The organism is Streptomyces sp. NPDC048434 (assembly GCF_043200375.1).
Classification (GTDB): Bacteria; Actinomycetota; Actinomycetes; order Streptomycetales; family Streptomycetaceae; genus Streptomyces.
Genome location: NZ_JBICXQ010000045.1, coordinates 28,201 through 41,656 on the forward strand (window position 1 = coordinate 28,201; position 13,456 = coordinate 41,656).

The 13,456-nt window shown below is 73.4% G+C and carries 11 protein-coding genes; 10 read left to right on the forward strand and 1 reads right to left on the reverse strand.

Going from position 1 to position 13,456, the window contains the following annotated elements; translation table 11 throughout:
* Positions 1–28 precede the first annotated feature (28 nt).
* Positions 29–151, forward strand: coding sequence for a hypothetical protein (locus ACGFWI_RS36385; RefSeq protein ID WP_393910356.1), 123 nt, complete (start codon positions 29–31; stop codon positions 149–151).
* A 93-nt stretch (positions 152–244) separates the two neighbouring features.
* Here ACGFWI_RS36385 and ACGFWI_RS36390 read toward each other — a convergent pair whose 3' ends face one another.
* A complete protein-coding gene (locus ACGFWI_RS36390; protein ID WP_393910357.1) occupies positions 245–1,150 on the reverse strand; it encodes a LysR family transcriptional regulator in 906 nt (301 codons plus the stop codon).
* Between the two features lie 177 nt (positions 1,151–1,327).
* On the opposite strand from ACGFWI_RS36390, the gene ACGFWI_RS36395 reads away from it, so the two are divergent.
* The 9 genes from ACGFWI_RS36395 to ACGFWI_RS36435 all read left to right on the forward strand — a co-directional run bounded on the left by ACGFWI_RS36395 (position 1,328) and on the right by ACGFWI_RS36435 (position 13,302).
* Positions 1,328–2,218: a DMT family transporter gene (locus ACGFWI_RS36395; protein WP_393910366.1), complete on the forward strand. Its 891-nt coding sequence runs from the start codon at positions 1,328–1,330 to the stop codon at positions 2,216–2,218.
* 602 nt (positions 2,219–2,820) lie between these two features.
* Positions 2,821–3,624: a TIGR03084 family metal-binding protein gene (locus tag ACGFWI_RS36400; RefSeq protein WP_393910358.1), complete on the forward strand. Its 804-nt coding sequence runs from the start codon at positions 2,821–2,823 to the stop codon at positions 3,622–3,624.
* Positions 3,621–5,387, forward strand: a complete 1,767-nt coding sequence (locus ACGFWI_RS36405) for an acyclic terpene utilization AtuA family protein (RefSeq protein ID WP_393910359.1) — start codon at positions 3,621–3,623, stop codon at positions 5,385–5,387. The genes ACGFWI_RS36400 and ACGFWI_RS36405 overlap by 4 nt, the downstream gene beginning before the upstream one ends.
* Positions 5,384–6,991: an acyl-CoA carboxylase subunit beta gene (locus tag ACGFWI_RS36410; RefSeq protein ID WP_393910360.1), complete on the forward strand. Its 1,608-nt coding sequence runs from the start codon at positions 5,384–5,386 to the stop codon at positions 6,989–6,991. The genes ACGFWI_RS36405 and ACGFWI_RS36410 overlap by 4 nt, the downstream gene beginning before the upstream one ends.
* Before the next feature lie 7 nt (positions 6,992–6,998).
* A complete protein-coding gene (locus ACGFWI_RS36415) occupies positions 6,999–8,951 on the forward strand; it encodes a biotin carboxylase N-terminal domain-containing protein (RefSeq protein WP_393910361.1) in 1,953 nt (650 codons plus the stop codon).
* A 78-nt stretch (positions 8,952–9,029) separates the two neighbouring features.
* Positions 9,030–10,193, forward strand: coding sequence for an acyl-CoA dehydrogenase family protein (locus ACGFWI_RS36420; protein WP_393910362.1), 1,164 nt, complete (start codon positions 9,030–9,032; stop codon positions 10,191–10,193).
* Between the two features lie 129 nt (positions 10,194–10,322).
* Positions 10,323–11,912: a 4-coumarate--CoA ligase family protein gene (locus ACGFWI_RS36425; RefSeq protein WP_393910363.1), complete on the forward strand. Its 1,590-nt coding sequence runs from the start codon at positions 10,323–10,325 to the stop codon at positions 11,910–11,912.
* Positions 11,909–12,679, forward strand: coding sequence for an enoyl-CoA hydratase family protein (locus tag ACGFWI_RS36430; protein WP_393910364.1), 771 nt, complete (start codon positions 11,909–11,911; stop codon positions 12,677–12,679). Before ACGFWI_RS36425 ends, ACGFWI_RS36430 begins: the two co-directional genes overlap by 4 nt.
* The gene (locus ACGFWI_RS36435) at positions 12,667–13,302 is read left to right on the forward strand and encodes a TetR/AcrR family transcriptional regulator (RefSeq protein WP_393910365.1); all 636 of its coding nucleotides are present in this window, start codon (positions 12,667–12,669) and stop codon (positions 13,300–13,302) included. The genes ACGFWI_RS36430 and ACGFWI_RS36435 overlap by 13 nt, the downstream gene beginning before the upstream one ends.
* The last annotated feature ends 154 nt before the right edge of the window (positions 13,303–13,456 follow it).

The following is a 13,456-nucleotide window of genomic DNA, read 5'->3' on the forward strand; positions in this document are numbered from 1 at the left end:
GAGCATGCTTGGGCATCGGGAGCGACGCTTGGGCATCCGCAGTGATGCGTCGCTGGGCGACCGGCCCGGCATCCGGCGGGACGCCGAGTGGCACCGGGCGGCGCTCAATGCCACCGGAGGGCGCCGGGTGGGTCTCTCCGCCCGCCGGTGAGCGTTCCTCCTACGAGCTTATGGAGCGAAGGCGGTAGCTGCATCCCACGGGGATCCGGGATCCGGGATGCGGGCCGCAGCGGCCGGCGTCGCCTCAGCCGGTGTGCGGTGCCTTTCCTCCGGTGCCCGGTGCCTCTCCGCCCGTCGTCCTCCCGATGACCTCGTGGGCCAGCCTGACCAGGTCCGGAATCCGCGGATGCCCCGGGCCGTCGCGCCAGGCGATGACCACCGGGACGGGCGGGGCGTCGGTCAGCGGGACGTAGGCCATGGACGGGTGGGGGTGCATGTCGGCGGTGGCGGAGGTGGTGACGCCCACGGCGCGGCCGCCGGTGATGGCGGCCAGCCAGTCGTCGGTGTTGCCGATGGTGATCGTCGAGGCGGGGCGGGCCGATGCGGGCCACAGGTCGAGGGTGGTGGTGCCGGAGACGGTGTTGAGGGCGATGGTGCGGTCGGTCAGGTCGGTGAGGGAGAGGGCGGTGCGGTGGGCCAGCGGGTCATCGGCGGCGAGCCCGGCGACCCTGGGCTCGGTGGCGAGCTGGTCGGTGATCAGGCCGGGGGCGCGGACCTCGCCGCGCAGCAGGGCCGCGTCCACATCGCCGCGGGCGAGACCGGCCGTGCGGTCGTCGATCCGGAGGAGTTCGAGCGGGGTTTCCGGGTGCTCCTCGTGCCAGCGGCGCAGCAGGGCGGTGGTGTCCGTACCGGCGGCCGACCAGGCGTGGCCCAGACGGAGCGGCCAGGCGGTGTGGGGTGCGTGGCCGAGCGCCCGGTCGAAGGCGGTCACCGCGATCGCGGCCTGGTCGCGGAAGGAGAGGCCGTCGGGGGTGAGCGCGAGGTGGTGGGTGGAGCGGTCGACGAGGCGGACGCCCATCTCCTGCTCCAGCTGGCGCAGGGTGCGGGAGACGGCCGGCTGGGTCAGATGGAGGCGCTCGGCGGCGCGGGTGATGCTCAGGGTGTCGGCGATGGCGAGAAAGCAGCGGAAATGACGCAGCTCGATGCTCATGCGTGCGGAGCATAACAACAGGGAAACGCGCATTTCACGGACCAGAAGAAGGCCCCGTAGCGTGGTGGCGTGAACGCTTCGCCCGAGAACCCCGATGGCCGTGTTTCTGCCTCTCCCGTCCCCACCGTGCCGACCACGGACGGGGGGATTCCGCATCCCGTACCGCCGTCGCCCGAGGTGCTGACGGCGGAGGCCCAGGCCGGGACCGCCGGGGCGTCGGGTGCGCGCGGGCGGCTCGCTTCGGTGGCGCTGGTCATGGGCGGGATCGTCTCGCTGCAGTTCGGCTCGTCGGTGGCCGTGCTGCTCTTCCCGCGGGCCGGTGCGCTGGGCGTGGTCACGCTGCGGCTGGTCGTCGCCTCTCTGGTGCTGCTGCTCGTCTGCCGCCCCAAGCTGCGTGGCCACTCGCGGGGCGACTGGGCCACGGTGCTCGCCTTCGGCGTCGCACTGGCCGGCATGAACTCGCTCTTCTACCAGGCGATCGACCGCATTCCGCTGGGGGCCGCGGTCACCCTGGAGTTCCTCGGGCCGCTGATCCTCTCGGTGGCGACCTCCCGCAGGCTGCTGAGCCTGGTGTGGGCGGCGCTGGCGCTGGGCGGTGTGGTGCTGCTGGGGCGAGAGGGTTTCGACGGGCTCAACCTCACCGGCGCGGCCTTCGCGCTGGCCGCCGGTGGTCTGTGGGCCGCCTACATCCTGCTCTCCGCCCGTACGGGAAAGCGCTTCCCGCAGGCGGACGGGCTGGCGCTGGCGATGACCGTCGCGGCGCTGCTGAGCCTGCCGTTCGGCATCGTCAGCGCGGGCAGCGCCCTGCTCAATCCGGTCACCGTGGGGCTGGGCGCCGCGGTCGCCCTGATGTCGTCCGTCATGCCCTACACCCTGGAACTGCTCGCCCTGCGCAAGCTCCCGGCCTCCGGCTTCGCCGTGATGATGAGCCTGGAGCCGGCCGCCGCGGCCACCGCCGGGTTCCTCGTCCTGCACCAGGCGCTGGGCTGGGCCGAAGTGCTGGCGATCGGGCTGGTCGTGGTCGCGAGTGTGGGGGCGGTACGGAGCGCGGGGGCGGGCTCGCACTGAGCCGCCTACCGCTGCGACGCCCCCGGGCCACCCCGTACGGGTCGCGCTGACGACGCCCTGACGACGCCTGTACGGGGCGCGCTGACGACGCCTGTACGGGGCGTGCTGACGACGCCTGTACGGGTCGCGCTGACGACGCTCGTACCGCCCGGCTCCGGATGACGTCCCCCCATACGCCCACGACGGCCCGACGGACCTCTCCCGTTGCGCGGCGGGCCCGTTGTCCGTGACCGGGAACGCACCCTCCGGGCCCCGGGTGCCGCCGTCACCATTCCCGCCGGACGCCGGCACCGGCTCGAAGTCGCCGAGCACGGCGACGTGTTGGCCCGCACGCGGGCCGCCGAGACCCGCCTCGAACCGGTCGTCCCGGAGGGGACGGCCGACTGACCCCCGGCCGGCGGCCATGTCTCAAAGGCGGCGGCGGAACAGAAAATCATGCATGCGTGCTTGATTGTTTCTGGGTGCGCTGCCACGCTCGGAGCGCACCCGCACCCGCACCCGCACCACACCGCACCGCATGGCCGCAGCGCTCCGCCGCGGCCATCGCCGCATGCCAACATGCCCCGCTGCCACGGCAGTCGGGTCGATGAGGGGAGTGTCGCGTGTCCGATCCCGGCGCCGTACTGGCGGATCTCAGGGCGGAGAGCGAGGGGCTGGACGCGCTGGTCGCCGGGCTGTCGGCCGAGCGCTGGGCGGCCCCGACGCCCGCCGAGGGCTGGACCGTCACCCACCAGATCGCCCATCTGGCCTGGACCGACCGGCAGGCGCTGCTGTCGGCCACCGACCCTGAGGGGTTCGCGCGGGCCGTCCAGGAGGCGTTCGCCGCGCCGCTGACCTTCGTCGACGAGGCCGCGGAGGCGGGAGCGAAGGCCCCGCCCGCCGAGCTGCTCGCCGGCTGGCGCGACGGCCGCGAGGAGCTGCTGCGGGTGCTCGCCGCACGCCCGACGGGCGAGAAGCTGCCCTGGTACGGCCCGCCGATGAGCGTGGCGTCGATGGCCACCGCGCGGCTGATGGAGACCTGGGCGCACGGGCAGGACATCGCCGATGCGCTGGGTGTCGTCCGGCTCCCCACCGCCCGGCTGCGGCATATCGCCCGGATCGGGGTGCGGACCCGCAACTTCGCCTATGCGACGCATCAACTCACCCCGCCCGACGAGGAGTTCAGGGTCGAGCTGCGGGCGCCGGACGGCACCGTGTGGGAGTACGGGCCGCCGGAGGCCGGGCAGCGGGTGACCGGGGACGCGCTGGAGTTCTGTCTGCTGGTGACCCAGCGGGCGCACCGCGCCGATCTGCCGTCCCTGCGGGCCGAAGGGGCGGACGCGGAACGCTGGCTGGGGATCGCCCAGGCCTTCGCGGGTCCGCCGGGGAAGGGCCGGGAGTCGTCCGGGACGGGCGACGCCTCATGAGCGGCGTCCGCCCCGTGAACGCCACGCACCGAGCGGACGACCCGGTGCCCGTACGCCCCCTGGGGGCCGACCCCGCCCTCCTCCGCGTCGGCAACGCCTCCGGCTTCTACGGCGACCGCTTCGACGCCTTGCGCGAAATGCTCACCGGCGGGCCTCTCGACGTCCTGACCGGCGACTATCTCGCCGAGCTGACCATGCTGATCCTCGGCCGGGACCGTCTGAAGGACCCCACGCGCGGATACGCCAAGACCTTTCTGCGGCAGCTGGCGGACGGGCTCGGGCTGGCCGTCGAGCGCGGGGTGCGGATCGTCGCCAACGCGGGCGGGCTGAACCCTGCCGGACTCGCCGATGCCGTAAGGGAGTTGGCGGACAAGGTCGGGGTGCCCGTACGCGTGGCACATGTGGAGGGCGATGATCTGCTGGCGCGCGGGGGGTGGGGCGAGGGCGTGCTGACCGCCAACGCCTACCTGGGCGGTGGGGGGATCGCGGCATGTCTGCGGGCCGGTGCCGATGTGGTGGTGACCGGGCGGGTCACCGATGCCGCGCTGGTCAGCGGCGCGGCCCAGGCACACTTCGGCTGGCGGCCGCAGGATCTGGACCAGCTGGCCGGGGCGGTGGTCGCCGGACACGTCCTCGAATGCGGCACCCAGGCCACCGGCGGCAACTACTCCTTCTTCGGCGCCCACGACCTGCTGCGGCCCGGCTTCCCGCTCGCCGAGATCGCCGCCGACGGCAGCTCGGTGATCACCAAGCACCCGGGGACCGGCGGCGCGGTCACCACCGGCACGGTCACCGCCCAGCTGCTCTACGAGACGGCCGGTGCACGCTACGCCGGGCCCGATGTGACGGCGCGGCTGGACACCGTGCGGCTGGTGGAGGAGGGGCCGGACCGGGTCCGGATCGACGGGGTGCGCGGCGAGGCGCCGCCGCCGACCCTCAAGACCGGGCTGACCCGCCTCGGCGGCTGGCGCAACGAGGTCACCTTCGTCCTGACCGGGCTGGACGTGACGGCCAAGGCCGTGCTGGTCCGCCGGCAGATGGCGGCGGCCTTCGACGCGGCGGGGCACCGCCCGGCCGAGGTGCGCTGGACGCTGGCCCGCACCGACCGGGAGGACGCGGAGGTCCAGGAGGAGGCCAGCGCACTGCTGCGGCTGGTGGTGCGGGACGCCGACCAGGATGCGGTGGGGCGGGTGGTCAGCGGCGCCGCGATCGAGCTGGCGCTGGCCAGCTACCCCGGCTTCCATGTCACCGCGCCGCCCGGCAAGGGCACCCCCTACGGGGTCTTCGAGGCGGTGGCGGTGGACGCGGCCGAGGTGCCGCATGTGGCCGTACTGGCGGACGGGACCCGGATCGGCATCCAACCCGCGCCCGATACACAGGAGTTGAGGAGACTGCCCGATGCGGCGCTCCCCGAGCCGCTGCCCGCCGGGGCGACCCGGCGCGGGCCCCTCGGCCGGGTCGCCGGTGCCCGCAGCGGCGACAAGGGCGGCTCGGCGAACGTCGGGGTGTGGGCCCGTACCGACCAGGCCTGGCGGTGGCTGGCACATGAGCTGACCGTCGAGCGGTTCCGGCACCTGCTGCCGGAGACCGCCGAACTGCCGGTCGACCGGCACGTACTGCCGAATCTGCGCGCGCTCAACTTCGTCGTCGACGGACTGCTCGGCGAGGGCGTCGCGGCCCAGGCCCGGTTCGACCCGCAGGCCAAGGCCGTGGGGGAGTGGCTGCGCGCGCGGCACATGGACATACCGGAGGTGTTGTGGTGACCGTACTCGCAACCGGGCTCGACCCGGCGGGTGCCGAGTACGCGGAGCGTCGTGGGGCGATGCTCGCGAAGCTGGCGGAGGTCGAGGCGGAACACGCCAAGGCGACCGCGGGCGGCGGGGAGAAGTACGTCGCCCGGCACCGGGGGCGCGGCAAGCTGCTCGCCCGGGAGCGGATCGAACTGCTCGTCGACCCCGATACGCCCTTCCTGGAGCTGTCGCCGCTCGCGGCCTGGGGCAGCGCCTCCCCCGAGTACCCGGTCGGTGCCTCGCTGGTCACCGGCATCGGCACCGTAGCGGGTGTGGAGTGCCTGATCACCGCCAACGACCCGACGGTGCGCGGGGGCGCCAGCAACCCCTGGACGCTGAAGAAGGCGCTGCGGGCCAATGAGATCGCCTTCGCCAACCGCCTTCCGGTGATCTCGCTCGTCGAGTCCGGCGGCGCCGACCTGCCCAGCCAGAAGGAGATCTTCATCCCGGGCGGGGCGCTGTTCAAGGACCTCACCCGGCTGTCCGCGGCCGGCATCCCGACCGTCGCCGTGGTCTTCGGCAACTCGACCGCGGGCGGCGCCTACGTCCCCGGGATGTCCGACCACGTGATCATGGTCAAGGAGCGCGCGAAGGTGTTCCTGGGCGGCCCGCCGCTGGTGAAGATGGCGACCGGCGAGGAGAGCGACGACGAGTCGCTGGGCGGCGCCGAGATGCACGCCCGTACTTCGGGACTCGCGGACTACTTCGCGGTGGACGAGCCGGATGCCCTGCGCCAGGCCCGGCGGGTGGTCACCCGCCTCAACTGGCGCAAGGCGCAGCCCGATCCGGGCCCGGCCGCCCCGCCGGAGTACGACGAGGAGGAGCTGCTCGGCATCGTCCCCGGCGACCTCAAGGCACCGTTCGACCCGCGCGAGGTCATCGCCCGGATCGTGGACGGCTCGGACTTCGACGAGTTCAAACCGCTCTACGGGCCGAGCCTGGCGACCGGCTGGGCCGAGCTGCACGGCTACCCGGTCGGCATCCTCGCCAATGCGCAGGGTGTGCTCTTCAGCCAGGAGTCCCAGAAGGCCGCTCAGTTCATCCAGCTGGCCAACCAGCGCGACATTCCGCTGCTCTTCCTCCACAACACCACCGGCTACATGGTCGGCAAGGAGTACGAGCAGGGCGGCATCATCAAACACGGCGCGATGATGATCAATGCGGTGTCGAACTCCAAGGTCCCGCACCTGTCCGTCCTCATGGGGGCGTCGTACGGCGCCGGGCACTACGGCATGTGCGGCCGCGCCTTCGACCCCCGGTTCCTGTTCGCCTGGCCGAGCGCCAAGTCCGCCGTCATGGGGCCGCAGCAGCTGGCCGGGGTGCTGTCGATCGTCGCCCGCGCCTCGGCCGCGGCCAAGGGGCAGCCCTACGACGACGAGGCCGACGCCGGGCTGCGCGCCATGGTCGAGCAGCAGATCGAGTCGGAGTCGCTGCCGATGTTCCTGTCGGGGCGGCTCTACGACGACGGTGTCATCGACCCGCGCGACACCCGGACCGTCCTCGGCCTGTGTCTGTCCGCCCTCCACAACGCCCCGGTCGAGGGCGCGCGGGGCGGCTTCGGCATCTTCCGGATGTGAGGCAGAAGTGATCCGTTCCGTACTCGTCGCCAACCGCGGCGAAATAGCCCGCCGGGTCTTCCGCACCTGCCGTGAGCTGGGCATCTCCACCGTCGCCGTGCACTCGGACGCGGATGCCGGCGCCCCGCACGTCCGTGAGGCGGATACCGCCGTACGGCTCCCGGGCGACGCCCCGGCCGACACCTATCTGCGCGGCGACCTGCTCGTGCGGGCCGCGCGGGCCGCGGGCGCCGACGCGGTCCACCCCGGCTACGGCTTCCTCTCCGAGAACGCCGGGTTCGCCGCGGCGGTGGCCGGCGCGGGGCTGGCCTGGATCGGGCCGCCGCCCGCCGCGATCGAGGCCATGGCGTCCAAGACGCGGGCCAAGGAGCTGATGGCCGAGGCCGGGGTGCCGTTGCTGGCCCCCGTCGACCCCGGACGGGCCACCGAGGCCGATCTGCCGCTGCTGGTGAAGGCGGCGGCGGGCGGCGGCGGCCGCGGCATGCGAGTGGTCGGCGAACTGTCGGCACTCGAAGGGGAGTTGACGGCGGCGGCGGCCGAGGCGGCGTCCGCGTTCGGGGACGGGGAGGTGTTCGTCGAGCCGTATGTCGTGGGCGGGCGCCATGTCGAGGTGCAGATCCTCGCCGATGCGCACGGGACGGTCTGGACGCTCGGCACCCGCGACTGCTCCCTCCAGCGCCGCCACCAGAAGGTCATCGAGGAGGCCCCGGCCCCCGGACTGTCCGAGGAACTGCGCAGCACCCTCCACCGGGCCGCGGAGCAGGCCGCCCGCGCCATCGGCTACCGGGGCGCGGGCACCGTGGAGTTCCTGGTCTCCGCGGACGGGCGGGCGTACTTCCTGGAGATGAACACCCGCCTCCAGGTCGAGCACCCGGTCACCGAGGCGGTCCACGGCCTCGATCTGGTCGCCCTCCAGCTGAGCATCGCCGAGGGCCGCCCCCTGGACGCCGAACCGCCCCGGCCGCACGGCCACGCCGTGGAGGCGCGGCTGTACGCGGAGGACCCGGCGGCCGGCTGGCAGCCGCAGACCGGCACCCTGCACCGGCTGGCGCTGCCCGACGGCGTCCGGCTGGACTCCGGAGTGACCGACGGCGACACCATCGGCGTCCACTACGACCCGATGCTCGCCAAGGTCATCGCCTGGGCGCCGAGCCGCGACGAGGCCGTACGGAAGCTGGCGGGCGCCCTGGAGCGGGCCCGTATCCACGGCCCCGTCACCAACCGCGAGCTGCTCGTACGGTCCCTGCGCCACCCGGAGTTCACCGACCCCGGCGCACTGGACACCGGCTTCTACGACCGCAACCTCGCCGCGCTGACCAAGGCCGGCGACGGCGCAGCGGGCGTCTTCGCGCTCGCCGCGGCCCTCGCCGACAGCCACGGCCGCTCCCGCTTCGGGGGCTTTCGCAACGTCCCCTCCGGGCCGCAGGTCAAGACCTACTCCTGCGCGGGCGCCACCTACGAGATCCGCTACCGGCTCGGCCGGGACGGGCTGTCGGCCGAGGGCTTCCCCGGCGTACGGCTGCTCGCCCTGGGACCGGACGAGGTGGTGCTCGAAGTCGACGGACTGCGGCGGCAGTTCGCGGTCGCCCGCTACGGCGACCGGGTGCATGTCGACGCGCCGCCTCCGCCCGGCGGGGGTGCCACCGGCTCCTGCGCCTTCACCGTGCTGCCGCGCTTCCCCGACCCCACCGCCCGTACGGAGCCCGGCTCCCTGCTCGCGCCGATGCCCGGCACGGTCGTGCGGATCGCGGCGGGCCTCACCGAGGGCGACCGGGTCGAGGCGGGGCAGCCGCTGCTGTGGCTGGAGGCGATGAAGATGGAACACAAGATCACCGCACCGGCCGCCGGCACCCTCACCGCACTGCCCGTACACACCGGGCAGCAGGTCGAGGTGGGGGCCCTGCTGGCCGTCGTGGCTGAGACGGCCGCGGCCGAGGAGACCGTGGCGGACGCGGGCTGATCCGGGCCCGGCCGGCCTCCTCCTCCCTACGCGCACCACCCGCACCTCACCCACCGCACACAAGGAGCCGTGACCGCCATGAGCAACCCTGTGATCGAGACCGAGGAACACCGCGCCCTGCGCGAGGCCGTCGCCGCGCTCGGCAAGCGCTACGGCCGCGCGTACTTCGCCCGAGTCGTGGCCGAGGGCAAGCACACCGACGAACTCTGGGCGGAGGCCGCCAAGCTCGGCTACCTCGGGGTCAATCTCCCCGAGGAGTACGGCGGCGGAGGCGGCGGCATCGTCGAACTCTCCCTCGTGCTGGAGGAGTTGGGCGCGGCGGGCTGTCCGCTGCTGATGATGGTCGTCTCGCCCGCCATCTGCGGCACCGTCCTCGCCCGGTTCGGCACCGAGGAGCAGAAGCGGACCTGGCTCCCGGGCCTCGCCGACGGCTCCCGCACGATGGCCTTCGGCATCACCGAACCCGACGCCGGGTCCAACTCGCACCGCATCACGACCACGGCCCGCCAGGACGGCGAGGACTGGGTCCTCAACGGCCGCAAGGTGTTCATCTCGGGCGTCGACATCGCCGACGCGACCCTGATCGTCGGCCGCACCGAGGACGCCCGCACCGGCCGCCTCAAGCCCTGCCTGTTCATCGTCCCGCGCGAGACCCCCGGCTTCGGCCGCAGCCCGATCGCGATGGAACTGGCCGCCCCGGAGAAGCAGTTCGAGCTGACCCTGGACGACGTGCGGCTGCCCGCCGAGGCGCTGGTCGGCGACGAGGACGCCGGGCTGCTGCAGCTGTTCGCGGGGCTCAACCCGGAGCGGATCATGACCGCCGCGTTCGCCCTGGGGATGGGCCGCTACGCCCTCGACCGGGCCGTCGACTACGCCCGTACCCGCCAGGTGTGGAAGGAGCCCATCGGCGCCCACCAGGCCATCGCCCATCCGCTCGCCCAGGCCCATATCGAGCTGGAACTCGCCCGGTTGATGATGCAGAAGGCGGCTCACCTCTACGACGCGGGCGACGACATGGGCGCGGGGGAGGCCGCCAACATGGCCAAGTACGCGGCGGCCGAGGCCGCGGTCCACGCCGTCGACCAGGCCGTGCACACCCTCGGCGGCAACGGCCTCACCCAGGAGTACGGCCTCGGCTCGATGATCACCGCCGCCCGGGTGGCGAGGATCGCCCCGGTCAGCCGCGAGATGATCCTCAACTTCGTCTCGCACCAGACGCTGGGGCTGCCCAAGTCGTACTGAGCGCGCCATGCCGCCCGTGCCGGCCGGCGGCTCCCCCGGGCCGCCGGGCGGACCCGCCCCGCCGTACCCGCACGGCCCGCCGTACCCGCACCGCCCGCCGTACCCACCGTCGAAGGGAAAGGCCCAGGCATGGTGTTCCACGTCTTCCACAGCGAGTACGCCGACGTCGCACCCGTAGAGCTGCCGATCCACGAGGCCGTCCTCGGGCGGGCGGCGGAGTACGGCGACCGGCCCGCCCTGATCGACGGCCTCGACGGCACCACCCTCGGCTACGACCGGCTGGACCACTTCACCCGCCGGCTCGCGGCCGCCCTGACGGCGGCCGGGGTCCGCAAGGGCGAGGTGCTGGCCCTGCACAGCCCGAACAGCGTGCTCTTCCCCGTCGTCTTCTACGCCGCCTCACGCTGCGGGGCGGCGGTCACCACCGTCCATCCGCTGGCCACCGAGGGCGAGTTCGCCAAGCAGCTGGGCGACTCCGGGGCCCGCTGGATCGTGACCGTATCGGCGCTGCTGGACACCGTCCGCGCCGCCGCACAGCAGGCCGGCGGTATCGCCGAGATCCTCGTCTGCGACCGGGCCGAGGGCCACCGCTCCGTACAGGACCTCCTCACCTGCACCGGCCCGGAACCGTCCGTCACCCTCGATCCGGCCGAGGACCTCGCCGTACTGCCCTACTCCTCCGGCACCACCGGCACCCCCAAGGGCGTGATGCTCACCCACCGCAGCATCGCCACCAACCTCGCCCAGCTGACCCCGCTGGTCGACAACGGCCCCGACGACCGGGTGCTGGCCGTGCTGCCCTTCTTCCACATCTACGGGCTGACCGCCCTGATGAACGCCCCGCTGCGCAACGGCGCCACCGTCGTGGTGCTGCCCCGCTTCGATCTGCGGCAGTTCCTCGCCGCGATCGAGACACACCGCATCACGGCCGTCTATGTCGCACCCCCGATCGTGCTCGCCCTGGCCAAACACCCCCTGGTCGCCGACTACGACCTCTCCTCCCTGCGGTACCTCGTCTCCGCCGCGGCACCCCTGGACGCCGAGCTGGCCGCGGCCTGCTCCCGCCGGCTGGGCCTGCCGCCGGTCCTGCAGGCCTACGGGATGACCGAACTCTCGCCCGGCACCCATGTCGTACCGCTCGACGCGCCGAACCCGCCGCCGGGCGCCGTCGGCAAACTGATCCCCAACACCGAGATGCGCCTGGTATCCCTGGAGACCGGCGAGGACGTGCCGCCGGGGGAGAGCGGCGAGATCCTCATCCGCGGCCCGCAGGTCATGAAGGGCTATCTGGGACGGCCCGCCGAAACCGACGCGATGATCGACCCCGACGGCTGGCTGCACACCGGCGACGTCGGGCGGGCGGACGGCGACGGCTGGCTGTATGTCGTCGACCGCGTCAAGGAGTTGATCAAGTACAAGGGCTACCAGGTCGCCCCCGCCGATCTCGAAGCGCTGCTGCTCGGTCACGACGCCATCGCCGACGCGGCGGTCATCGGCGTCGTGGACGGGGACGGCAACGAGGTGCCCAAGGCGTTCGTGGTCCGGCAGCGGGGGGCCCGGCTGAGCGAGGACGAGGTCATCGCGTACGTTGCCGACCAGGTCGCCCCCTACAAGAAAGTGCGCCGCGTGGAATTCCTGGAGAGCGTGCCGCGCGCCACCACCGGAAAGATCCTGCGGCGCGAACTGCGCGCCAGGGAAAGGAGCTCGACGGCCCGATGACCGACACACCCGCGACACCCCTGGTGCCGCGTTCCCACGCACACGGCATCACCACCCTGACCCTGGACTCCCCGCACAACCGCAACGCCCTCTCCACCCGCCTGGTGGCCGAACTGGACCGGGCGCTCGCGGACGCCGCGGCCGACGACGCCACGCGTGCCGTCGTGCTCACGCACACGGGCGGCACGTTCTGCGCCGGCGCGGACCTCTCCGAGGCCACCTCGGGCGCGGCGAAGGACGGGCCGCTGGGCCTGGCCCGGCTGCTGCGCAGCATCGTGGAGCTGCCCAAACCGGTCGTCGCCCGGGTCACCGGGCATGTCCGGGCCGGCGGCCTGGGCCTGCTCGGCGCCTGCGACATCTCCGCGGCCGGACCGGCCGCCACGTTCGCGTTCACCGAGGCCCGCCTCGGACTCGCCCCCGCCGTCATCTCCCTTCCGCTGCTGCCGCGACTCGACCCGCGCGCCGCGGGCCGCTACTACCTGACCGGCGAGAAGTTCGGCGCGGCGGAGGCGGCCAGGATCGGCCTGGTCACGCTCGCGGCCGACGACGTCGATACCGGGCTCGCCCCCGTACTGGACGGGCTGCGCAAGGGCTCTCCGCAGGGCCTGGCCGAGTCGAAGAAGCTGGTCACCGCGCAGGTGCTGGCCGCCTTCGACCGCGACACCGAGGCGCTCGCCGAGCAGTCCGCGCGGCTCTTCGGCTCCGCCGAGGCCCACGAGGGCATGACCGCCTTCCTGGAACGGCGGGCCCCGGCATGGGCGCGCTGACCCCCGCCCGCGGCCCCAAACGGCCCCAGCAGGAACGCAGCCGCGCCACCCGCCTCAAACTGCTGGAGGCCGCCGTCTCCTGTCTGGCCGAGCGCGGCTGGAGCGGCAGCACGGTCTCCGTGGTCGCCGAGCGGGCAGGCGTCTCGCGCGGCGCGGCCCAGCACCACTTCCGTACCCGCGAGGACCTCTTCACGGCGGCCGTCGAACATGTCGCGGAGAAGCGGCAGGGCGCGGTCAAGGCGGTCGCCCACAACCTGCCGCCGGCCGGCTCCGTGGCCCGCACCTGGATCATCGTCGAGGAGCTCGTCGGCCTCTACACGGGACCGCTGTTCCGCGCCGCCCTGCATCTGTGGGTGGCCGCCTCCGACGAGGAACAACTGCGCGAACGGGTCACCGCCCTGGAGGGCAAGGTCGGCCGGGAGGCGCACCGTACGGCGGTGGCCCTGCTGGACGCCGACGAAACGGTGCCCGGCGTACGGGAGACCGTCCAGGGACTGCTCGACATGGCCCGAGGCCTGGGCCTGGCCAATCTCCTGACCGACGACACGGCCCGTCGCGACCGGGTCGTCGCACAGTGGTCGAAGATCATCGACGGCGTACTGGCCCCTGCGGAGGCGGGGTGAATCCCACGTTGTCGGCTGTCCCGCCGTGCGGGTTTGTCGCCGTTGCGCCTGCGGCGGGCGGGTCCGCTGCGCGGGGCTGTGGGTGCGGTGACGGGCCTCCGGGGCCTGGTGTGTGGACTGCTGCGCTTTACGTCCACACACCAGGCCCCTCCGG

What these genes read in the sequence shown, in the direction of transcription:
- ACGFWI_RS36405 (WP_393910359.1), top strand. Translation starts at nt 3,621, where the DNA reads ATGAGCGGCGTCCGCCCCGTGAACGCCACGCACCGAGCGGACGACCCG.
- ACGFWI_RS36425 (WP_393910363.1), top strand. Translation starts at nt 10,323, where the DNA reads ATGGTGTTCCACGTCTTCCACAGCGAGTACGCCGACGTCGCACCCGTA.
- ACGFWI_RS36430 (WP_393910364.1), top strand. Translation starts at nt 11,909, where the DNA reads ATGACCGACACACCCGCGACACCCCTGGTGCCGCGTTCCCACGCACAC.
- ACGFWI_RS36435 (WP_393910365.1), top strand. Translation starts at nt 12,667, where the DNA reads ATGGGCGCGCTGACCCCCGCCCGCGGCCCCAAACGGCCCCAGCAGGAA.
- ACGFWI_RS36420 (WP_393910362.1), top strand. Translation starts at nt 9,030, where the DNA reads ATGAGCAACCCTGTGATCGAGACCGAGGAACACCGCGCCCTGCGCGAG.
- ACGFWI_RS36390 (WP_393910357.1), bottom strand. Translation starts at nt 1,150, where the DNA reads ATGAGCATCGAGCTGCGTCATTTCCGCTGCTTTCTCGCCATCGCCGAC.